27 protein-coding genes and 1 pseudogene are annotated in these 20655 nt (G+C 69.9%); 9 read left to right on the forward strand and 19 right to left on the reverse strand.

Annotation, left to right across the window (positions count from 1 at the left end):
• Positions 1–29 precede the first annotated feature (29 nt).
• A complete protein-coding gene (locus ACF07V_RS05465; protein ID WP_392152353.1) occupies positions 30–1352 on the forward strand; it encodes a GAF domain-containing protein in 1323 nt (440 codons plus the stop codon).
• A 42-nt stretch (positions 1353–1394) separates the two neighbouring features.
• The gene (locus ACF07V_RS05470; RefSeq protein ID WP_392151579.1) at positions 1395–2918 is read left to right on the forward strand and encodes an aldehyde dehydrogenase family protein; all 1524 of its coding nucleotides are present in this window, start codon (positions 1395–1397) and stop codon (positions 2916–2918) included.
• An 81-nt stretch (positions 2919–2999) separates the two neighbouring features.
• On the opposite strand, the pseudogene ACF07V_RS05475 reads toward ACF07V_RS05470, so the two are convergent.
• The 5 genes and pseudogenes from ACF07V_RS05475 to ACF07V_RS05495 form a co-directional block, all read right to left on the reverse strand.
• Positions 3000–3308: pseudogene (locus tag ACF07V_RS05475) on the reverse strand (thioredoxin family protein); the annotation flags it as partial.
• Between the two features lie 58 nt (positions 3309–3366).
• On the reverse strand, positions 3367–3804 hold the full coding sequence (locus ACF07V_RS05480; RefSeq protein ID WP_392151580.1) for a sulfurtransferase TusA family protein: 438 nt from the start codon (positions 3802–3804) through the stop codon (positions 3367–3369).
• Entirely contained in the window at positions 3801–5045 is a 1245-nt protein-coding gene (locus tag ACF07V_RS05485) for an MFS transporter (RefSeq protein ID WP_392151581.1), read from the reverse strand. The genes ACF07V_RS05480 and ACF07V_RS05485 overlap by 4 nt, the downstream gene beginning before the upstream one ends.
• Before the next feature lie 149 nt (positions 5046–5194).
• A complete protein-coding gene (locus tag ACF07V_RS05490) occupies positions 5195–5464 on the reverse strand; it encodes an FAD-dependent oxidoreductase (RefSeq protein ID WP_392151582.1) in 270 nt (89 codons plus the stop codon).
• A gap of 513 nt (positions 5465–5977) precedes the next feature.
• The gene (locus tag ACF07V_RS05495; protein ID WP_392151583.1) at positions 5978–6538 is read right to left on the reverse strand and encodes a TetR/AcrR family transcriptional regulator; all 561 of its coding nucleotides are present in this window, start codon (positions 6536–6538) and stop codon (positions 5978–5980) included.
• 441 nt (positions 6539–6979) lie between these two features.
• Between ACF07V_RS05495 and ACF07V_RS05500 the strand changes: the two genes are divergently transcribed.
• A complete protein-coding gene (locus ACF07V_RS05500; protein WP_392151584.1) occupies positions 6980–8161 on the forward strand; it encodes a P1 family peptidase in 1182 nt (393 codons plus the stop codon).
• 260 nt (positions 8162–8421) lie between these two features.
• The gene (locus ACF07V_RS05505; protein ID WP_392151585.1) at positions 8422–8595 is read left to right on the forward strand and encodes a hypothetical protein; all 174 of its coding nucleotides are present in this window, start codon (positions 8422–8424) and stop codon (positions 8593–8595) included.
• Between the two features lie 31 nt (positions 8596–8626).
• Here the strand turns inward: ACF07V_RS05505 and ACF07V_RS05510 are convergent, their stop codons facing one another.
• On the reverse strand, positions 8627–8926 hold the full coding sequence (locus ACF07V_RS05510) for an SDR family oxidoreductase (RefSeq protein WP_392151586.1): 300 nt from the start codon (positions 8924–8926) through the stop codon (positions 8627–8629).
• A complete protein-coding gene (locus tag ACF07V_RS05515) occupies positions 8893–9318 on the reverse strand; it encodes an SDR family NAD(P)-dependent oxidoreductase (protein WP_392151587.1) in 426 nt (141 codons plus the stop codon). Before ACF07V_RS05515 ends, ACF07V_RS05510 begins: the two co-directional genes overlap by 34 nt.
• A 336-nt stretch (positions 9319–9654) precedes the next feature.
• Between ACF07V_RS05515 and ACF07V_RS05520 the strand changes: the two genes are divergently transcribed.
• From ACF07V_RS05520 to ACF07V_RS05530, 3 genes are all read left to right on the forward strand, one after another.
• On the forward strand, positions 9655–10854 hold the full coding sequence (locus ACF07V_RS05520; protein WP_392151588.1) for a PP2C family protein-serine/threonine phosphatase: 1200 nt from the start codon (positions 9655–9657) through the stop codon (positions 10852–10854).
• A 1076-nt stretch (positions 10855–11930) separates the two neighbouring features.
• Entirely contained in the window at positions 11931–12101 is a 171-nt protein-coding gene (locus ACF07V_RS05525; protein WP_392151589.1) for a hypothetical protein, read from the forward strand.
• Between the two features lie 88 nt (positions 12102–12189).
• On the forward strand, positions 12190–12450 hold the full coding sequence (locus tag ACF07V_RS05530) for a GlsB/YeaQ/YmgE family stress response membrane protein (RefSeq protein WP_392151590.1): 261 nt from the start codon (positions 12190–12192) through the stop codon (positions 12448–12450).
• Positions 12451–12530: 80 nt separating this feature from the next.
• Here the strand turns inward: ACF07V_RS05530 and ACF07V_RS05535 are convergent, their stop codons facing one another.
• The 8 genes from ACF07V_RS05535 to ACF07V_RS05570 all read right to left on the reverse strand — a co-directional run bounded on the left by ACF07V_RS05535 (position 12531) and on the right by ACF07V_RS05570 (position 16392).
• Positions 12531–12947: a gas vesicle protein K gene (locus ACF07V_RS05535; protein ID WP_392151591.1), complete on the reverse strand. Its 417-nt coding sequence runs from the start codon at positions 12945–12947 to the stop codon at positions 12531–12533.
• Complete coding sequence (locus tag ACF07V_RS05540; protein ID WP_392151592.1) at positions 12944–13153, reverse strand: gas vesicle protein; 210 nt, start codon at positions 13151–13153, stop codon at positions 12944–12946. The genes ACF07V_RS05535 and ACF07V_RS05540 overlap by 4 nt, the downstream gene beginning before the upstream one ends.
• 2 nt (positions 13154–13155) lie before the next feature.
• On the reverse strand, positions 13156–14007 hold the full coding sequence (locus ACF07V_RS05545) for a GvpL/GvpF family gas vesicle protein (RefSeq protein WP_392151593.1): 852 nt from the start codon (positions 14005–14007) through the stop codon (positions 13156–13158).
• Positions 14008–14021: 14 nt separating this feature from the next.
• Positions 14022–14435, reverse strand: a complete 414-nt coding sequence (locus ACF07V_RS05550; protein ID WP_392151594.1) for a gas vesicle protein — start codon at positions 14433–14435, stop codon at positions 14022–14024.
• A gap of 18 nt (positions 14436–14453) precedes the next feature.
• The gene (locus ACF07V_RS05555) at positions 14454–14702 is read right to left on the reverse strand and encodes a gas vesicle protein GvpG (RefSeq protein WP_392151595.1); all 249 of its coding nucleotides are present in this window, start codon (positions 14700–14702) and stop codon (positions 14454–14456) included.
• A 77-nt stretch (positions 14703–14779) separates the two neighbouring features.
• On the reverse strand, positions 14780–15490 hold the full coding sequence (locus tag ACF07V_RS05560; protein ID WP_392151596.1) for a GvpL/GvpF family gas vesicle protein: 711 nt from the start codon (positions 15488–15490) through the stop codon (positions 14780–14782).
• Between the two features lie 3 nt (positions 15491–15493).
• Positions 15494–15976, reverse strand: coding sequence for a gas vesicle structural protein GvpA (locus ACF07V_RS05565; protein ID WP_392151597.1), 483 nt, complete (start codon positions 15974–15976; stop codon positions 15494–15496).
• Positions 15977–16005: 29 nt separating this feature from the next.
• Entirely contained in the window at positions 16006–16392 is a 387-nt protein-coding gene (locus tag ACF07V_RS05570; protein ID WP_392151598.1) for a gas vesicle protein, read from the reverse strand.
• Positions 16393–16615: 223 nt separating this feature from the next.
• On the opposite strand from ACF07V_RS05570, the gene ACF07V_RS05575 reads away from it, so the two are divergent.
• Positions 16616–17560: a histone protein gene (locus ACF07V_RS05575; protein WP_392151599.1), complete on the forward strand. Its 945-nt coding sequence runs from the start codon at positions 16616–16618 to the stop codon at positions 17558–17560.
• Positions 17561–17563: 3 nt separating this feature from the next.
• On the forward strand, positions 17564–18571 hold the full coding sequence (locus ACF07V_RS05580; RefSeq protein ID WP_392151600.1) for an SRPBCC family protein: 1008 nt from the start codon (positions 17564–17566) through the stop codon (positions 18569–18571).
• Between the two features lie 142 nt (positions 18572–18713).
• Here the strand turns inward: ACF07V_RS05580 and ACF07V_RS05585 are convergent, their stop codons facing one another.
• From ACF07V_RS05585 to ACF07V_RS05600, 4 genes are all read right to left on the reverse strand, one after another.
• Positions 18714–18887 carry a CsbD family protein gene (locus tag ACF07V_RS05585; protein WP_392151601.1) on the reverse strand — a complete coding sequence of 58 codons (174 nt, stop codon included), beginning with the start codon at positions 18885–18887 and terminating at the stop codon, positions 18714–18716.
• A gap of 822 nt (positions 18888–19709) precedes the next feature.
• Entirely contained in the window at positions 19710–19928 is a 219-nt protein-coding gene (locus ACF07V_RS05590) for a proton-conducting transporter membrane subunit (protein ID WP_392152355.1), read from the reverse strand.
• Positions 19844–20062, reverse strand: coding sequence for a hypothetical protein (locus ACF07V_RS05595; protein WP_392151602.1), 219 nt, complete (start codon positions 20060–20062; stop codon positions 19844–19846). The genes ACF07V_RS05590 and ACF07V_RS05595 overlap by 85 nt, the downstream gene beginning before the upstream one ends.
• Positions 20059–20652, reverse strand: coding sequence for a DUF6328 family protein (locus ACF07V_RS05600; protein ID WP_392151603.1), 594 nt, complete (start codon positions 20650–20652; stop codon positions 20059–20061). The genes ACF07V_RS05595 and ACF07V_RS05600 overlap by 4 nt, the downstream gene beginning before the upstream one ends.
• Between the last annotated feature and the right edge of the window lie 3 nt (positions 20653–20655).

Below are 20655 nucleotides of genomic sequence, written 5' to 3' on the forward strand. Positions count from 1 at the left end.
GCCGGGACGACCTCGACGAGGAGGCCGAGTTGAGCGATGCGTGGGTGGCCGGGGAGCAGGCGTCCATGAGGGCGCCGGCGAGCCGCTTGGGCACGGAGCGGGCACCGGCTGGGGATCCGGAAGGGAACGTCGGCCCGAGCAGGGAGGCCGACCCGGACAACCGCGAGGCCCGCCCGCTGGTGGCCGCGTCCTGGCGGCGCTCGCTCCGCGCGCACGTGAGCCCGGACGGGGCGGCGCGGGTGGAACTGGACGAGGACGCGCTCGCCGCGTACCGCGAGGCGCATCCCCTCTCCGCGGCGATGCCGGTGATCCGGGAGCTGATGGGGGCGTACGCGACGGACGGGGAGCATCTCCTCGCGGTCTGCGACGCCGCCGGGCGGATGCTGTGGGTCGAGGGGCATCGGGGCACCCTGCGCAAGGCCCGGGGGATGAACTTCGTGGCCGGGGCCCGCTGGTCGGAGGCGGCGGTCGGGACGAACGCGCCGGGTACGGCCCTGGCGGTGGACCGTCCGGTGCAGGTCGTCGCCGCCGAGCACTTCCGGCGTCCGGTGCGGGCCTGGACCTGCGCCGCGGCCCCCGTGCACGACCCGTACAGCGGCCGGGTGCTCGGCGCGGTCGACATCACGGGCGGCGAACGGCTCGCGCACCCGCACAGCCTCGGCTTCGTGCAGGCGGTGGCGCGGGCGGCGGAGTCCCAGCTGGCCCTGCTGGGCCCGGCCCCGGACCCGGGCCGGCTCAGGCTGTCGGCGCTCGGACGGGACGAGGCGGTGCTCTCGGTGGGCGGACGGCGGCTGCGGCTGAGCCGCCGGCACAGCGAGATCCTGGTGGTCCTCGCGCACCGTCCCGAGGGAGTGGGCGGAGACGAGCTCCTCACCCTCCTGTACGAGGACGAGTCGGTGACCCCGGTGACGCTGCGGGCCGAGCTGTCCCGGCTGCGGGCGCTGCTCGGCCCCGAGGCGCTGCGCTCGCGGCCGTACCGGCTCTCCGGGGCGGTGGACGCGGACTTCGCGACGGTCGACCGGCGGCTCGCCTCGGGGGCGGTCGCGGCCGCGGCCGGGGATTACGCGGGCCCGCTGCTGCCCGCGTCGACCGCGCCCGGGGTCGTACGGCTGCGGGAACGGCTCGCGGACCGGCTGCGGGCGGCACTGGTCGACCGGCGGGATCCGGGGCTGCTCGCCGACTGGGCGTACAGCGCGTGGGGCGAGGACGACGTGGTGGTCTGGCGGGCGCTGTGCCAGGCGGTGCCCGCCGCCCAGCTTCCCCCCGTACGCGCGCGTCTCGCCTCTCTGGAGGCGGAACTGTCGGCCGGTGCAACGGGATTGCAACGTACGGGTCTCCACACTCGGGCGTGAGCGCCGGCCAGGGACGGCCGGCGCGTCCCAGGGAGGCCATCCATGACCCGTTACGCCGCACCCGGCACCGAGGGCGCGCTCATGTCGTACCAGGCCCGCTACGACCACTGGATCGGCGGCGAGTACGTCGCCCCGGCGGCCGGCCGCTACTTCGAGAACCCGAGCCCGGTCGACGGCCGCCCCTTCACGGAGGTCGCGCGCGGCACCGCCGAGGACGTGGAACGCGCCCTCGACGCGGCGCACGCGGCGGCCCCGGCGTGGGGACGGACGGCACCGGCGGAGCGGGCGGCCGTCCTGCTGCGGATCGCGGACCGCATGGAGAGCAACCTGGAGGCGCTCGCGGTCGCCGAGACCTGGGACAACGGCAAGCCGGTCCGGGAGACGCTCGCCGCGGACATCCCGCTCGCGATCGACCACTTCCGCTACTTCGCGGGGGCGCTGCGGGCCCAGGAGGGCGCGCTGAGCGAGATCGACGACGACACCGTCGCGTACCACTTCCACGAGCCGCTGGGCGTCGTCGCGCAGATCATCCCGTGGAACTTCCCGATCCTCATGGCGGTCTGGAAGCTGGCCCCGGCGCTGGCCGCGGGCAACGCGGTGATCCTCAAGCCGGCCGAACAGACCCCGGCCTCGGTGCACTTCTGGCTGAGCCTGGTCGCGGACCTGCTGCCGCCGGGCGTCCTGAACATCGTCAACGGCTTCGGCGAGGAGGCCGGCAAGCCGCTGGCGTCCAGCCCGCGCGTGGCGAAGATCGCCTTCACGGGCGAGACGTCGACCGGCCGGCTGATCATGGAGTACGCCTCGCAGAACCTGAAGCCGGTCACCCTCGAACTCGGCGGCAAATCCCCCAACATCTTCTTCGACGACGTGTGGGCGGCGGACGACGACTTCCGCGACAAGGCCCTCGAGGGCTTCACGATGTTCGCCCTCAACCAGGGAGAGGTCTGCACCTGTCCCTCGCGCGCCCTCGTCCAGCGCGGTCACTACGCCGACTTCCTGGAAGCGGCGGTCGCCCGCACGGAGAAGATCGTCCCGGGCCACCCCCTGGACACGGACACGATGATCGGCGCCCAGGCCTCCGCCGACCAGCTCCGGAAGATCCTCTCCTACCTGGAGATCGGCCAGAAGGAGGGCGCCAAGATCCTGACGGGCGGCCAGATCGTGGAGCACGGCGGCGAGTTGGCGGGCGGCTACTACGTCCAGCCGACCGTCTTCGAGGGCGACAACCGCATGCGGATCTTCCAGGAGGAGATCTTCGGCCCGGTGGTGGCGGTGACGTCCTTCACCGACTTCGACGACGCGATCCGCACCGCCAACGACACCCTCTACGGCCTCGGCGCCGGAGTCTGGACCCGCGACACGAACACCGCCTACCGCGCGGGCCGAGCGATCCAGGCGGGCCGCGTCTGGACGAACTGCTACCACGCCTACCCGGCCCACGCGGCCTTCGGCGGCTACAAGCAGTCGGGCGTGGGCCGCGAGACGCACAAGATGATGCTGGACCACTACCAGCAGACGAAGAACCTGCTGGTGAGCTACTCGCCGAAGAAGCTCGGGTTCTTCTAGGGGCACGAAAAAGGGCGCCTGACCTGGTCTTTTGCCCGGGCAGGCGCCCCTCGCTCGCCCCACGTAGGCAGGGGTCGCGTTTTACACCAAAACTCGCGGTTCATCTTTCTTCTGCTCCTCGGCGATCTGCTTGCCTACTTCGTCCATGTCAACCTTCCGCGACTGTGCGATCAGGTCCTGCAGGGCGTTCTCGGGCAGGGCACCGGGCTGGGAGAAGATGGCGACCTTGTCCCGGATGATCGCGAGCGTCGGGATCGACTGGATGTCGAACGCCTGGGCGAGTTCCGGCTGTGCCATGGTGTCGACCTTGCCGAAGACGAGGTCGGGGTGGCGCTCGGACGCGGCCTCGAAGACCAGGCCGAACATGCGGCACGGCGGGCACCAGTCGGCTCAGAAGTCGACGAGGACGGGTTTGTCGCTGAGGAGGACCTCATGGGCGAAGGTGACGTCAGTGACGGAACGCGCTGACATTGCTCTGCGCTCTCCTTCTCGGGTCAGACGGCGCCAGCGGTGAGATCGCGCAGACGCCGTCCGGCGCACCTTGCGATGTTCTTGTTACTGGCGCGGCTGGGGCACGGCCTTGTGGGGATTCGGCCCGGTGCCAGGGTGCACCGGGCCTGGTCGGCGTCGGCCGGGCGGCGAGGCGAAGGACGTACCGGTCCGGGGCGCGACCGGGCACGGGTCCGAGGTAGTGGTGGCCGGTCATGCGGCACCAGGCGGGCAGATCGAGCGGTGCGGCCGGATCTGTGGCGATGACGTGGACGACCATGCCCGGCTCGGCTCCGTCGATCTCTTTGCGCTGGCGCAGCAGGAGCCTGACGCAGGGGAGGCCGGTGCCGTCGACGGTGATGTCCGGCGCGGGGGTGTCGTGGCGGTGGTCATTCATCGGCGGTAGGCGGCGACGGCGGGCAGGAGCGCGAGTGAGAGGATGCCGCCGGTGAGGGCGAGGGCGGGGTAGCCGGTGGCGGCGACCATGAGGCCGGAGGCCATGCCGCCGGTGGCGACGGCGACGCAGACGTCCACCGTGCCCTGGGTCTTGGCGCGGGTGGCGAGCGGGACGGTGTCGGTGGTGATCGCGGTGCCGGCGACGAGGCCGAAGTTCCAGCCGAGGCCTAGCAGGGCGAGGGCGAGCGCGAGGAGAGCGATCGAGTCGCCGGGCGCGAGCGCGGCGAGGATGCCGGAGGCCAGGAGGGTGATGCCGGAGGCGGCGGCGATCTTCAGGTGGCCGTAGCGGTCGACGAGCCAGCCGGTCAGCGGGGAGGGCAGGTACATGACGCCGATGTGGATGGCGATGACGAGGCCGGAGGCGGCGGTGCCGTGGCCGTGCTCGTGCATGTGGACCGGCGTCATGATCGCGACCATGACGAGCTGGCTGAGGATCATGACGAGCGCGCCGAGGACGACGCCTCCGCGGCCGTCCACCGTGTTGGTGGTGGCTGTGGCGGTCGCGGTGTCGGCTTCCTGGGCCTCGGCCTCTGCCAGGGCGCGGGCAGTCAGTAGGGGGTCGGGCCGGAGCCAGAAGGCGAGGACGAGCGCGGCGAGCGCGTAGGCGGCACCGGAGAGGATGAACGGTCCGGCGAGGTTCGGAATGCCGAGGTGCTCGGCGAGGGCGTCGGTGGGGGCGGCGAGGTTGGGACCGGCGACGCCGCCGAGGGTGGTGGCGACCAGGACCGTGGAGACCGCGCGGGCGCGGTGGCCGGGTGCGGCGAGGTCGGCTCCGGCGTAGCGGGCCTGGAGGTTGGTGGCGGTGCCCGCGCCGTAGACGAACAGCGCCACGAACAGCAGGACGGCGTTGTCGAGGACGGCCGCGGTGATGACGCCGGCCGAGCCGATCGCCCCGGCGAGGTATCCGGCGGCCAGACCCGGGCGACGGCCGCGGGCGTGCGAGATGCGGCCGACGGCGACGGCGGTCAGCGCGTATCCAGCGGTGAACAGGGCGCTCGGCAGCCCGGCGAGGGCGGTGGTGCCGAGCATGTCCTGGGCGAGGAGCGCGCCGACGGTGACGCCGGCTGCCAGTCCCGCTCCGCTGAGGACCTGGGAGGCGACCAGGACGCGCAGGATACGCCGCTGTGTCTGGGCGGGGTCGGATATGAGGGCCGTCGTTCCGGCGGGTTCCGTGCTGGTCATCTCTCTTCCGGGATAGCGACATCGCCATGCGTAAGGGCCGGGCATTGCTGAGGGGCGTTGTGCTGTGATGCGTGCGGGTTCGGTGCGGTTGGTCCGTCACCTTCAAGCGCCAGGCGGACTGGCTGCCTGCTGGTCAGCGGAGAGCGGCCCTATCTGCCGGGGGCGGTGACGTCGATGGTGACGTCGTTCGCGCCGGCGGGTGCCTCGTGGACGGCCTGGGCTGCGCGTTCTCCTGCGGCGAGGGCGCCTTCGATGTGTCCGGCATGGTCGGTGGCCGTCTCGGTCGACGCCCAGTGCAGACGGCTGTCGAGGCCCGGGCGCTGGTAGAGGCGGTGGCCGAAGAGGGAGTAGTCGTCGAGGTAGTGCACGGTGGACGGGGCGGTCCACCGCTCGGCGCCACGCTCGACCGGACCGCGCACACGGGGCGGGATGCCGCGAAGGCGAGCAGGACGAGGCGGACCGCCGGGAGCACGCCGAGCGCGGCCACGCAGCGAGCACGAGTGGCGCGAGGCAGGACGGGCCGCCCGCACGACACATAGGCGGCCGCCTACGGCCTTTCACATGCCGGTGCGCTCGATGCCGCCGGCGCTCACGCCTTCGACGCCGATCTCCTCGGCCGGTACGACATGCCGGACGCTGATGCACGCGTGAGGCACCTTGACGCCGTACAACCGAAAGTCCGGAAGGTGCTCCTGCAGGTAGACGCCGGCGCCTGAACGACCTCGACGCCGGGCCCTGTGATCACGCGACGGCCCAGGAAGCCCAGAACGCCAACGGAGACCAGTACCCGCCGACCACCCATCGGGTACCACCCATGACGATCAGGGGCTCCGCGTCGAACGCTCCCAGAACCACGTCATCCGCATCGCGGTCCCCTACGGCGCGCGCGTCCTGCCGGATCGACATACGGACGGGCCGGTGCCGAGCCGGTTTCAGGGCGTCCAGCCGGTGACCGCCCGGACGTAGGCGTACACGGCGGCGATCACCTGGTCACGGGAACGGCGACCCGCGAGGACCTCCATCTGGAATCCGTCTTCCAGCGCGAGGAAGGTGGCCGCGAGCTGCAACGGCGGGCCCTGGAGGGTGAAGTGCCCCTGCGCCTGGCCGAGCAGCAGGATGCCGTAGTAGATCGCGATCTGGCGCTCGGTCAGGGAGCTGTCGAGCGTGGCGGCCTTGACGTCGCGCAGGCAGCGGGGCCAGTACTCGAACAGCAGCCGCGTGAGGGTGTCGTCCGGTCCGGTCGCCACCCCCTTGTCGATGCAGGCGCGCAGCCGGTCCCGCGCGTCCGGGTGGGCCTCGACGGCCTCCTCGCGTTCACGCGCGAAGCGCTCGATGGCCCGCTGGTAGGTCTCGTGGACCAGCGCGTCGAGATCCCCGTAGTACAGCAGCGCGGCCGGGGTGACACCTGCTTCCTCGGCGACGTCCCGAAGCCGGAGGGATTCCAGCCCGCGCGCGAACAGCGCGCGCTCCACCGCCTCGGTCAGTTCCGTCATGCGGGCTTCCTTGCCCTTGCCTGCGCCGCGCCCCACGACAGTACCTCCTCGGCCATACAGCCACGCCTCAGTGCATCTCACTCCCATTAAAACAGAGGGCATCATCTGTTGACAGCCTTGAGGGAAGCTTCTTAAATTTCGTTTTAATGATCTGGTCACCATCCTGGAGCGGCTTGATGGCAGTCCAGCCTTCCGCAGGACCCGGGCGACCGGCCACCTGCTCATCTGCGCCTGCAGCACCACCGCCTTCGCCGGCGCACGGCTTCTCGGCCGCGCACCGTGCTCCCCCATGGGGCTGCCGACCGAGCGCCGGCTCCTCCGCTTCTTCCGCGAAGGCCGACGTGCAGTCGCGGAAGCACGCGTCACCGAGCAGCGAGCCTTCTCCTTCGGTCCCGCTGACACTCACGAACCACCCACCACTCATACGGAGAGCCCCGCATCATGACCCTCAGCGCCCCCCTGAGCACGACCGAGGCCGTCCCCGCCCACCACACTCCCTCAGGCCGTCCCCGGGCGCGCGCCCTCGGTATCCCGCTCGACGGCATCCCCGGCCCCTGGAACGCGATCAACGACGTCCCGGGCGTCGAGGTCGGGCACGTCACTCTGATCGAGGGCGAAGGCGTTCGTACCGGCGTCACCGCCCTGCTGCCGAGGGGCCGGAACGGGGTCGGTACGCCCTGCGCGGCCGGCTGGTACTCGCTCAACGGCAACGGCGAGATGACCGGCACGACCTGGATCGAGGAGTCCGGCGGCTTCAACCTGCCGATCGCACTCACCAATACCCACGCGGTCGGCGCGGTCCACACCGGCGTGGACCAGTGGGTCGCGGAGAACCATCCGCGGCTCGCCGCGCAGTGGATGCTCCCCGTGGTCGCCGAGACCTGGGACGGCTACCTCAATGACATCAACGGCCGCCATGTCCACCCCGAACACGCCATCGCCGCCATTGACGCGGCCGCCTCGGGCCCACTGGAGGAGGGATCGGTCGGCGGCGGCACCGGCATGAACTGCTACGGCTTCAAGGGCGGTTCGGGCACGTCCTCCCGCACCGTCGGGTACGGGCCGGACACCTGGACCATCGGCGCCCTCGCCCAGGCCAACTTCGGCGACCGGCGCGAACTTGTCATCGCCGGCGCGCCGGTGGGCCGCTCCCTGCTCGACGACAACCCGCTGGAGGACGACGACTGGTTCCAGCGGGACCTGGGAGGTACACCCGGCCGCGTGCCGGGCGGGGCGGGTTCCGTCATCGTCGTCATCGGGACCGACGCGCCCCTCCTCCCCGGCCAGTGCAAGGCCCTCGCCCGCCGTGCCGCACTCGGACTCGGACGCACCGGAACCCCTGGAGGCCACTTCTCCGGCGACATCTTCCTCGCCTTCTCCACCGCCAACGCCGGCGCCCTCAACAGCACCTTCCCCGAGGGGGACCCGACCAAGGAGGACTACGACAACCTCCGCTTCGTCCCGTGGGGTCGCATCGACCCCTTCTACGAAGCGGCGGTGCAGTGCGTCGAGGAAGCGGTGCTCAACGCCCTGGTCGCCAACGAGCCCATGACCGGCCGCCGGGGACACCGCACGCCAGCCCTCCCGCATGACCGAGTCCGCGCCCTGCTCGGCCTCGCCTGACCCGAGCCACGCGATGCGCCGCCGCCCGTCGTGCGCGGACGGCGGCTTGCGGCCTGCGGCCACACAGTCAACCGAGCCGTGATCCGCTCGAGGTCGCCTCGGAGAGGTCCGGAGCCCGCTGCAGCCAGTGATGGCCACTCTACGTCCGTCATCATGCCTGGTCAGCCGCCTTTCGCTTCTACGGAGTTTCGCCGAGCCCCACCAGGCCAACCCGTCACGAGGTCAATCGCTCCCAAGGTCGTTAGACGGCGCGGGACGACGTGCTGCGCGAAGAGTACGTGCAGCTGCGGCTGCTCGAAGCACTGAACGCCCAGCTGCTCCAAGCACGCGCCACCAGCCGCTACAGCTCCGGCGTCCTGAACCACGCGCGGCAAAGGATCGACGTGGACACCGCCCCACCCCAGCAGCTCACTCACCGCCTCCGCAATCAGTGAATGAGCAGCACCGGGCCACGGCAACCCGAACTCACCTGCGGGACACGGTCGATCCACCGTCGACCGGCACCACGGCCCCGGTGATGAACTGGGCGTCGTCGCTCACGAGCATCGCGATGGCCCTCGCGACGTCGTCCGCTTCGACGACGCGCCCGAGGGGCGCGCGGTCCGCCAACTGCTGCTGGACCGCCTCCGGCATGTGGGCGCCGGCTTCGGTGCGTACGAAGCCGGGGGCGACCACGTTGACCCGGACACCCATGGGGCCGGCCTCGCACGCAAGGAATCGAGCGAAGGTGTTCAGGGCGGCCTTGGCCGTTCCGTGGGCCGCCATCCCGGGGGCCGGCGGGCCGTCGCCGCCATCCCGGGGGCCGGCGGGCCGTCGGCCACGGTGCTGGACACGAAGACGATGCTGCCCCTCTTCCGCTTCTCCATCAGGGCCAGTGCGCGCTGCGCCAGGGTGTAGGAGCTGGCCAGTTCGTCGGTCACCTTCGTGCAGAAGTCGGACCAGGACAACCCAGTCACCGACGTCGGGACAAACGTAGCCGCAGCTGCGTTGCACACCAGGACATCGAGGCGACCGTCGGGTGCCGCCTGTTCGATCATGCGGATGGCCTGAGCTTCGTCGCGGACCGCGAAGGCGCTGCCGCCCTCCGTCTCGATCTTCGCGACTACCTCGTCGGCGGCAGATCTGTTCAAGAAGTACTCGGACTGCCCACCGGGCACCTGCCCGTGGAGTTCGGCCCATCCGAACAGGCTTGCGCCGCTGCCGTGCTCGTGACCCCGGGTGATCTCGCATGAGCGTGCAGTCCCTGCTCACACTCCCCGCCCATGATCAGGTGCTCCTTCGGCCTCCAAGTCGCCATCGCCCTGGCCCGTCGGCGTCGTACCTTCGACGACCTACGGGCCTCCGCGCTGGAGCAGGCGATCCTCGGCCGCATCATGCCGTCCGTCCGTCGCGGTCGTCCCCGTCCAGGACAGGCCCGTAGGGGATCCGGCCACTACGCTCGGTAGGTAGGTGGGTGAGGCCGTGATCGGCGAGCCTACGGAGGGCGTGTGCCCATGGAGTCGCGCGAGAAGCTGCTGTCGGACCTGATCGACGCCTCGCACCTGGTACCGGGCCGGGCGCTGGGCCCCCTGGTGTTCCAGACGGGCCGGCGTGCGGGCCTGGACGGCACCGGCGTGTACGTGACCGACCTGCAACAGACCACCCTGTTGGCTCTGCCGCAGCCCGTGACCGCAGAAGCATCGGCACTGGACATCGATGCCTCGTTGGCCGGTCTGGCCTACCGCACGGAGCGGACGCAGCGCTCGCGGGACGGAGGCACACTCTGGGTACCGATGATCGACGGCATCGAACGCCTCGGCGTGCTGAAAGCGACCGCCGTCGATCCCGACGACGACCTGATCGGATGGTGCGAGGCGCTGGCCGGCGTGACCGCGCTGCTGCTGGTGTCGAAGTCGTCCCACAACGATCTGCTGATCGAGACCGAACGGCGCCGGAAGATGACCGTGCAGGGCGAGCTGGTGTGGGCATTCCTGCCCCCACGCACAATCGGCACCTCACAGGTCACCTCGTCCGCCGTCCTCGAGCCCGCGTACGACATCGGCGGGGACGCCTTCGACCACAGCTTCACCGAAGACGCGCTCCACCTGACGCTGCTGGACTCCATGGGCCACGACCTCGCCTCCGGCGGCGCGAGCGCAGCCGGCCTCGCCGCCTGCCGCGCCACCCGCCGCTCCGGCGGCGCCCTCGCCGACATCGTGCCCGCGATCGACAAGGTTCTGAACGAATGGTTCACCGACCGGCTCATGACCGCGGTCATCGCCAACCTCAACGTCCACGACGGCACCCTCCGGTGGGTCAACTGCGCCCACCCGCCGCCCCTGCTGATCCGCGACGGCCACGTCCTGCCCCGCATACTCGAACGCGATCCCGACCTCCCGCTCGGCTGGGCCTTCCACACCACGTCCCCGCCGACCGTTCACCACACGCATCTCCAGCCCGGCGACCGCATCCTGCTGTACAGCGACGGCGTCACCGAAGCCCGCTCCACCAAGGGGGACCTCTTCGGCGAAGAACGGCTCGCCGACACAGTCATCCGCGCCATGGCCGCCGGCGACCCCGCCCCCGAAGCCCTGCGACGCCTCCTGCAGGAACTCCTGCACCATCAGGACCACCACCTGCGAGACGACGCCACCATCCTGCTCGTCGAATGGCACCCCGGACCCGAATCACCCCGACGTCCACTCAAGACCTAGCCGTTCCAGGATGAGGGCGCCTTCGCGGGGTCGGTGCGCGGCGAGGCACGGAAGCCGCGGAGCCATAGCCCTGCGCCCCCAACCGGTCCCGGTCACCCCCGCGCTCCCACCGTCGGGACCACGTGAGCGTGGGGATCGGGTGTTCCCGGGAGGAGAACCCCGCCGGGCTGCACAGCAGGCCCGAGGCGTGCGCGCAGATCCGGTCGATCACCAAGCGTCCGTCGGGCCCAGCGTCCCAGGCGTGCTCAGGGCCACGTGACGGCGGCTGTGCTGCCGGAGCGGGGACGTACGGCGGATGGGTCACGATCAAGTCGTGGCGACGGCCTGCGGTGCGTGACGCGAAGTCGCCGTGCAAGACGCTCAGCGGTAACCGTTGGAGCAGGGCGTTCACACGCGCTGTGACGACTGCGGGCCAGGCCGCCGTGACCGCGGCACCCCTGCGTGCGGCGTTCAGCGCCAGCGCGCCGGTTCCGGTGCCGATCTCTTCACCTCCGAGGGTCGAGGGCAGCACACACCCGTGTGCAGGCCGCCGACTTCACCACATGCTGTGCCTGCCCCAGGTGTGGCACCCCATTCGGCGTTCCGGCGATTTTCGAAGGCGCCTGTGCCGAGAGGGCGTTGCAGGTGGTGGGGCCGTTCCGGCGCGCGCAGTCCGGTCGTCGCGATGTCCCGGTCAGGTGTGGTGGTCGAGTGTGCGCTGCTGCCTTTTCCCTCCACCTGATGTTTAAAGTCGAACCGATTGCGCACTCGCACATCAAGACGAGGAAAGTCACGGGCAGTCTGCCTCATCGAGCGCCCGTGGCTTTCGAGGCAGAGCGGCCCTATGAGGTGCGATCGAGAGGGGCACCGATGAAGTTCGGCGTTGGCCGGCACGGCCACAGGAGACCCCGGGTGCTCTCTCGGTGGACGCCGCGTGCTCTCGTGCGCCGGAGCTTGGTGCGCATCACGAAATGGGAGCTCCACCTGATGGCCTGGGGCGTGCGGATGACGGTCCGGCGGGCCCTGCACGCCGTGATGCCGGCAGCGATTCGACACAGGGTGTAGGTGCAGGACGAGGACCTGTGGAAGGAGGAGGGATGAGCAACTGGGAGAAGGCGAAGGGGCAGATGGAGCAAGTGGCCGGAAGTGCCATCAGGAAGTCCGCTCACGCGATGGGCAACGAAAAACTCGCGGCCAAGGGCGGCGCGTTGTACATGCGCGGCAAGGCGCGGCACACGAAGGAGAAGGCCAAGGACAAGCTTCCTTGATCCGACTGCGGTCGGTCGCAGGAACGCGGGCCTCGTCTCCCCTGACAGGCATGACATCCGTACGTCACATCGCGAGACAGAAGGAATCATGGGAATACTCGCTTGGATCCTCCTCGGGCTGTTCGCGGGCATCATCGCCAAGATGTTGATGCCTGGAAAGGACCCGGGCGGGATCATCGTCACCACACTCATCGGCATCGCCGGCGGCCTGCTCGGCGGCTGGCTCGGCAAGGTCATCTTCGACGTCGAGTCCGTCGACGGCTTCTTCGAACTGTCCACGTGGATCGCCGCCATCGTCGGATCGCTCATCCTTCTCGCGATCTTCCGTCTGTTCGCGCGGCGTAGGTGACGCGTCGCTCGGCGACGCCTCGAGGATCCCGCACCCGACCGCCCGGCCCCCTCTCCCCCGAGGGGGCCGGGTCACCGTGCTCAGTCCGCAGGCGGCAGCAGGGGGCCCAGGGGACCGAGGTCCAGGTTGAGGTCTTCGAGGGTGTAACCGTGCTCGGCGCACAGGTCGGTCATGCGGTCGTGCAGGGCGAGGAGGGTGGCTCCCAGTTCCTCCTCCTCCTCGTCGGTGAGGTCGCCCGCGTCGACGCGCCGGAGGGCCTGGCGTTCGATCAGCTGGCGCAGTAGTTCGACGATGGTGAGAACCAGCTTGAGGAGATCCTCGCCTGCGGCGTCGGGGTCGGTGCAGATGCGGTGGGCCGGGGGCCGGATCTCGCCCGACCTGGCTATCTCGCCCGGCCTGGCTGGGGGCGCCTGGAGAAGCCGGAAGGCGTGTGCGAGCGGGGCACCGAGGGCGTCCGGATCGCGAGGGGGCGGCTGTGCGCCGTGCTCCGGGTTCATGTCCGTCTCCTGGTGGCGAGGGGATCGTCCGAGTCGGTGACCGAGCTGATGAGGGCCCGCAGGGAGATGCGTACGAGGTCGATGTCGGCGATCGACAGGACGATGTCGCCCGTGATGACGACGCCTCCTGCCAGGAGCCGGTCGAGGAGGTCGACGAGGGCGACCTGCCGTCCGGGCAGGGGTTCGTCCCGTTCGGTGGGACTCATGATCATGGGCCCGGCCGGTCGGCCGTGTCGGCTGCCTGGGCCGACGGCATCGCGAAGGAGTAGGGCGCCCAGGGGCCGGTGACTTCGATGCGGACGTCGGGCAGGCCCTGGCCCGCCTGTTCGAGCGCGGCGCGGAAGTCCTCGGTCTTCTCGTCGGGGACGAGAAAGGCGTCATTGACGACGTTCTCGCCGGCCTCGCCGCGGGTGAGCGGTCCGGTCTGCACGGGGTGACGGACGCCATGCGTTGCGTGTACGGCCGCGGTGGCGGCAATCCGGTCCGCCGCTCGTCTGGCCTGCTGGTAGCGGTCCTCCCGGGCGTGGTGCTGGGCCCGGCGGGCGCGGAGGTAGGCCTTGCCGGGACTCGCGGAATCCGTCGACGCGGTGCCGTGAGACCTGCCCTCGGCGCCGACGGCCTCGGTCGTGTCGGCTTCGGTGGCGACGTAGACCTTGACTCCGTACTCGACATGGTGGGCCAGGAGGGCCAGCCGGGCCGAGAAGATGTCCCGCTGCTCGCTCAGGGCTTCCAGAGCTCGGTTGTTGTCCTGGTAGAGGGTGGCCAGACGGAGGGGCAGGACGACCGTGTGCTCTGTGAGGGCCTGGATGACTTCGTGGTGGGCTCTGGCGGTGTCCTCCAGCCAGGCGAGGTCTTCGAAGCGTGCTCTGAGGCCTTCCTCCCCCCATTGTCCGCTGGGAACCTCGCTGACGACGAACGCCGGGCCGGGTGATCCGGTCCGGGGGGCCAGAAGGGTGACCGGAGCGCCTCCCACGCCGCGAAGATCCGCCAGCGAATCCCCCAGACCGGGGGCGGGAGCGGTCGCCGCGTAGACGTAGATGAGACCGGGTTCGTGGTTCATGGTGTGCGTCTCCCCTAATCGGAGTCCCCGGCGGGTCGAGCCTCCTCGTGCCTGACCGGACTCTCCTCCGCCCGGTCGCGCGGCAGGGCGTCCAACCGAACGCGCATGGCGTCCAGTTCGGCACGCAGGCGACGGTTCTCCTCCGCCAGCGGGTCGCCGCTGTGGCGGGAGGAGAGGGAGGGGTCGTACTCCCACCAGTCGATACCCATTTCCTTGGCTTTGTCCACCGACGCGATCAGGATCCGCAGCTTGATCGTCAACAGTTCGATGTCGAGAAGGTTGATCCGGATGTCCCCGGCGATCACGATGCCCTTGTCCAGGACGCGTTCGAGGATGTCGGCCAGGCTGGCCGACGAGGACGGCGGATACGACATCGGGGTCGCCCGGGACGGCAGTGGGGCGATCCGGTGGGCGAGTGGGTCAGTCACGATGCCCGACCTCCCGGGTTACAGCTGGTTCTGCCGGAACTTCACGATCTCGTCTAGTCGGTCAAGGAGTTGGTCCTCCTGGCTGTCGAAGGTGTCCTGGTCGATCTCGCCGTCCCGCAGTCCGCGCTCGAGCTCGGCGAGGGCGGAGTAGACGGGGGCCGGGTCGTAGTACTCCTCGTTCGCCCGGTCTACGGCTCTCTGCGCCGCCCACGTCACGAGCCGCATGGGAAGCAGCGGCGCGGTCAGCAGTTTGGTCAGCATTCCCATGGCTTTTTCCTTGGCATTTCCTGGGCGGTCCAGCCGCCCTCGAAGCCACCCGCCGAACCTTGCCCGCGTGGCGGGCGCTACACGAAGCTGTAAGGGGGCAGCGGCCCGCTGAAGCGGAACGAGACGCCTCCGACCTCGTCGGCCAAGCGCGCCTGCGTCTGCAGGAAGGCGTCCTTGTTGTCGTCGTGGACCAGCAGGGAGATGTTGAGGATGTCGCCGTCGGCCGGATCGCGGACACTGTGGTCCTCCGCGAGGGGGACGAGTGACTGCACGAGTCCGGCCGCCAGGGTCTCCCGTCTCTCCCCCACTTCGGCCGCGACGAGCTCCCCCAGCTGGATCGGGAGCCGGGGGTCGGGGTCGCCGGCCCGAATCCGGTCGTTGAGTCGCCGCGCCTGGTCCGACTCCTGCAGGATCTCCCGCAGGAGCGCGTCCTCGTCCTGGGACACCTTCAGGTGGTACTCGGCGCAGCTCCGCACGCGTTCCAACGCCGCCAGATACCCGTCCGCACGTTCCAGGAGCACCTGCGTGACTTCTTCGTCGTCAGGCGCGACGTAGCCGAACTGGAGCGGGAGCACCGTTCCGTCGGCCATGAGTCTGTCCTGCACTTCCTGGTGGGCTGCCAGATCCCGGCGTCTGGGCCGGATCTCCTCCTCGACGTCCGAGACGACCGCCCGCAATCGCCCAGCGGTAATGGCGCGCACCGGTGCGGGTTCACTTCCGACGCCCGTCAGCCCGTCCAAGCGGCACGGGTGCGCCTCGCCGGTGATGGAGTACACGTAGAGCGGCATCTTCTACTCCCTCTCTCGGCGGGCGGTACGCCGGACGGGTCGACGACGGCGGGGAACTTCTTCCTCTTCCGGCTCTTCCTGCTCTTCCGGCTCTTCCTGCTCTTCCTGCTCTTCCTCGTCATCGGAGCTGCCGGTGAGTGACTGCGTCACCGCGTCCATGACACCGCCGATGGCGCCCTTGGACTTGCCGCGAGCCCCGCTCTCGACCGCGTCGCCGACGACGTCGGTCAACTGGGTGGGAGCCTTCCTGCCGGCTTCGAGGTCGAGACGATTGCAGGCTTCGGCGAAGCGCAGGTAGGTGTCGACACTGGCGACGACGATCCGTGCGTCGATCTTGAGGATCTCGATGCCCACCAGGGAGACACGCACGAAGACGTCGATCACCAGACCGCGGTCCAGAATCAACTCCAGGACGTCGTAGAGATTGCTGCTGCCTCCCCCGGCATTTCTGCTGAGAGTGCTTCCACCTTGCGGCACCACGGTCATGGCCGCTTCCCTTCAAGAGCCCGGCCGAGTCAGGTCGGCCGGTCGATCATGCCCCGGCTGTATCTCCTGGTTCGCTCGTACGAGATCAACTCACCTTCCGCATCCACGGTGATCTTGTAGCTGGCGAGGATGCTGGTGGTGTCGGGGATCCGCTCCAGTTCGAGGACCTCCACCACAGCCTCCCAGCCGTCCTCGACCGGTCGGAGGGACGAGACCGACTCGGGGACTCGTCCCAGCAGTTCCGCGATCTGTTCCACCGCGGACCGCATCGCCGCCGCGGCACTGGTGACCTTGCGCCGCGCCGGTGCCTTGCGCGCGGGCTTCTTGCGAACCGCGGCCTTTCGGGCGGTGACCTCTCGGTCCTGCCCCTCCTCTGTCGGAGGACGGCGGCTGCGGCCTTGCTCTGGTGAGGCCATGTGCCTGCTCCCCTGGCGAACTGACCCGTGCGGCTACCCATCGACATGCAACCGAAACAGCTTGATCAGTCTTGGACTTCTCTTTTCTCCGATTCCATGCATATCCGGCAGCGAGCAGAGCAGTCACGTAGTGACAGCGCGAGCGGTTCCACCGCCCTGCATCCCTGTGCCCGACGTGGCGCGGACTGGCGGTCACCCGGGCACCAGGCGAAGGGAAAGACTCATGGAGGACACGACCAAGATCGCCTTGGCGACCGCAGTCGCCGGGGGCTACCTACTGGGGCGGATGAAAAAGGGTCGTCTGGCCTTTTCCCTGATCACGTACGCAGCGGGCCGCCGCCTCGGCCTCGACCCGCGCGAGCTCGCGACGCAGGGCCTGAAGAAGCTCAGTGAGATGCCGCAGGTGGCCGAACTCGGCGAGCAGATCAAGGGTGAGGCACTCGATGCCGGACGCAAGGCTCTCGTGGCCACCGCGAACCGACGAATGGCCGGGCTCGCCGACTCCCTGCACGAACGCACGCTCGCTCTGGAACGGGGGTACGGGGACGACGCGGACGCGGAGGACTACGACGACACCGAGGACGGCTACGAAGAGGAGCCGTACGAAGACGAGGACGAGGAGCCCGAGGAAGAAGAACCCGAGGAAGAAGAGGAACTCGAGTTCGAGGAGCCCACGGCCGAGGAGGAACCGGAGGAAGAGGAGGAGCGAGGGGAGGAGGACGAACCACCGGCTCGCCGTCGAACCGCGCGCCGATCCGCCCCCGCGTCTTCGTCCAAGACGGCGCCGCGCCAGGCCTCGGCCCGTAAGACCACCCCTGCAAGGAAGGCGACCCCGGCGCAGAAGGCCGCTCCCGCCAAGAAGGCCGCTTCCACCAGAAGAGCCGCTCCCAGTAAGAAGACGGCTCCCGCCAAGAAGGCCGCTCCCACGAAGAAGACAGCTCCGGCGAAGAAGACGTCGAGCGCTGGAACGACACCGAAGCGCTCCACGAGCGGGACGCGGCGCAGCACCCCGGCCAAGAAGACAGCGGCCAAGAAGACAGCGTCGAAGCCGGCCGCGAAGAAGACGGCGACCAAGAAGAGTACGGGGCGCGCGCCTGCGTCCAAACCCGCGGCGAAGAAGACCAGCGCCACGACGGCGGCCCGCCGCAAGTCCACTGCTGGGAGGTGAACCATGGCCACCAACCGTGCGGCCGGCGGCGGCCAGACCGGGTTCGATCGGCTGATGGACGAGGCCTCCGCGTATCTGGCCGGTCAGGCCGACCATCTCGCGGACAAGGCCGTGGACAAGCTGGGCGATCTGACCGAAGGCCTCTACGACGTCGCCGAGAACGGCGGGCGACTCGGGGATCTCGGCGGCCGACTGCTCCAGGGCGACTCCCCGGTGAAGGCCATGGTCGGCCAGACGCTCGACGGGCTCAAGGACAAGGTCAAGGACGTGGGGTCCGGACTGCTCGGCGGCAAGAAGAAGAACCGCAAGAGCGGCGGCAAGTCCATGAACATCGTCGAGACCATCGACGTCGGCGTGCCGCTACGCACCGCCTACGATCACTGGACGCAGTACGAGAACTTCAGCAGTTTCGCCAAGGGTGTGCGAAGCGTCTCTCAAGGGCAGGACACGGACTCCGACTGGAAGGTCAAGGTCGGCCCGTCCACCCGGAGCTGGAAGGCGACCGTCCAGGAGCAGATACCCGACGACAGGATCGTTTGGACCTCGGAGGGAGCCAAGGGGACCACACGCGGATGCGTGAGCTTCCACGAGCTCGCCCCCTCCCTCACTCGGATCCTCCTGGTTGTGGAGTACTACCCTGCCGGGCTCTTCGAGAAGACCGGAAACCTCTGGCGGGCGCAGGGTCGGCGCATGCGTCTGGACCTGAAGAACTTCGACCGCTTCGTCTCCCTCTCGAACGAGGAACCGGACGGATGGCGCGGGCAGATCGAGGACGGCGAAGTCGTCGTCACTCACGAGGAAGCCCTGGAAGCCGAAGGGGAGGGCGAAGACGAGCGTGAAGACGAGGGCGAGGGTGAAGACGACAGAGAACCGGACGAGGACGCGTGGGAGGAGGACGAGGACCCGGAGGAGGACCAGGAGGAGGGGCCCGTGGAAGAAGAGGGGTACGAGGAGTACGAGGACGACGCCTTTGAGGACGAGGAGCCCAGTCCCGCAGGGCGCCGGCGTTGAGGTCCACCGGAGGACCGCACCGTTCGTGGCCGTGCTTGCGCACGGCCACAGACGCCCACCCCGGGCCACCGTCTCCCTCACCCAAAGGCGGCAACGGAGAAGGCCGACCGTTCTCGTCGTCGGCCTTCTCCGCTGCCGTCCGTCAGTGCTTGACCGCGTCCTTCGCCTTCTGGGCGGCCTGCTTCGCGTCGCCGACCGCCTGCTCGGCGCGGCCCTTCGCCTCCAGACTCTCGTTGCCGACGGCCTTGCCGGTGACCTCCTTCGCCTTCCCCTTGGCGGTCTTACCCATGTTCCTGGCCTTCTTCCCTGTGGCCATCCCTGTCACCTCCAGAGCGGACTATTGATCCCGCTACCCGCATAATTCGTGACGAATCATGCTCTTGTCCCGTTACGAGCGCGAGGCACAGGGCGGCAAGGTCGACGGTGAGCCAGACGAGGTAGTCGCCGAGGTGGCAGGAGTGCAGTCGGCGCAGCGCCCGGATCGCACGGACGACGGGATGGCCGAGGGACAGCGCGGGGCCTCGGTGGAGCACCGCCGCGGTCGCGAGGACCAGCGCGAGGAGATCGGACAGCAAACCGAGGAGGACTCCCGGCGCTGGTCCACCCGGCCGTCGGGGTCGCCTCGGCCCGCGGCGGTGCGCCCGGCCCGGTGGGGACCGCTTCGGCATGGCGGGCGGGCGTGGTGAAGACCTCCGCTCGGTGGGCGAGGGTGGTGGCCACGGCAGGAAGGCAGCCCGATGAGCAGCGCCAGGGCGAGGAGGAGAGCCGGGACGACGGTCGTGGGGAGCGACGGTGTGCGCTGCGGGGCACGGACCTCGGGTTCCTCCCCCTCGCCCGTGGTCTCCCCCTCGCCCGGGCGGCCATGAGATGCGGTGCCTGTGCCGTAGAAGACGCGCAGGCCGGCGCGGAGCGCGGCGGCCCCGGTGACGGCAGAGTCGACGACGAACACGGCGGGCAGCAGCCAGGTGAGGGCGTGCCCGGCGGCCTCCTTGCCGAGCGCTTTGCCGAGGCCCGTGCCGAACGGTGGGAGTCCGGCCAGTGCCAGGGCGCCGACCAGGAAAGAAGGCGTGGGGCGGGATGCCGCCGGTGCCGGAGAAGCCGGTCCAGTACACGCGCGCGACGCCGTAGACGCCGAGCTTCACCATGACGCCGGAATCAGCATGCACACCGGGGTCGGCGCCACCGCGTGGGCGTCGGGCAGCCAGAAGTGGAACGGTACGGCGGCGGCCTTGGCCAGCAGAGCCGTGCAGACCAGGGCGAACGCGACGACAGTCAGCAGGTCTGTGGGGTGGGCATCCGGACGCAGCCCGATCCGGGCGAGGTCGAGTGCACCGGTGCGGGCGTGGAGGAGGCCGATGCCGTGGGGAGGGTGCCGGTGAGGAGGACCGCTTCGCCGCGGACCTCGACGTGCACGCCGAGTTCGGCCACGTCCTCGCGGGCGAGCCGGTCCCTGAAGCGGGCGGTCCGGTACTCGTTTCCGTCGCCGTTCATCGGGTGCCTCCGTGCCGGATCCGTGACAGCGCCCTGCGCCGCAGGCGATAGGGCGTGACGTACCAGCAGAGGACGAACCAGAGCATCACGCCGACGACGACGATCCCGGCCGCCAGGACCCCTCCGAGGACCACGTTCAGGATGAGCAGGAGCGTGCAGGCGACCGTCAGGGCGAGCAGCACCATCCCGCAGACCATCAGCCGCCCGGCGGCGATCACGACCTCCTCCTTCAGCCGCAGCCCGGAGAGGCAGCGGTGGAGGGAGACCGGCGCGATCAGGGCGGCCGTCGAGGTGGCCGCAAGGACGACGGTGACGACGTACAGTCCGCGGTCGAATCCGCCGAGCTCACGGAAGCGGACGGTGAAGGCGAGGCTCAGCAGGAAGCCGAAAAGGATCTGTACGCCGGTCTGGGCGACCCGCGTCTCCTGGAGGACCTCCTGCCAGCGTCTGTTGACCCGCTCCCGGGCGCCCTCCGGTGGGTGGAACACACGAGAGGGGTGAGCCTCGTCCTCCACGGTGCGGCTCTCGGCCTCGGTCGGGGGTCTCGTCGCGGCCGCGTCCCGCTCGGTCAGGCGTCGCGTCGCGGTCATGAC

Source organism: Streptomyces sp. NPDC015661 (genome assembly GCF_043077765.1).
GTDB lineage: Bacteria > Actinomycetota > Actinomycetes > Streptomycetales > Streptomycetaceae > Streptomyces.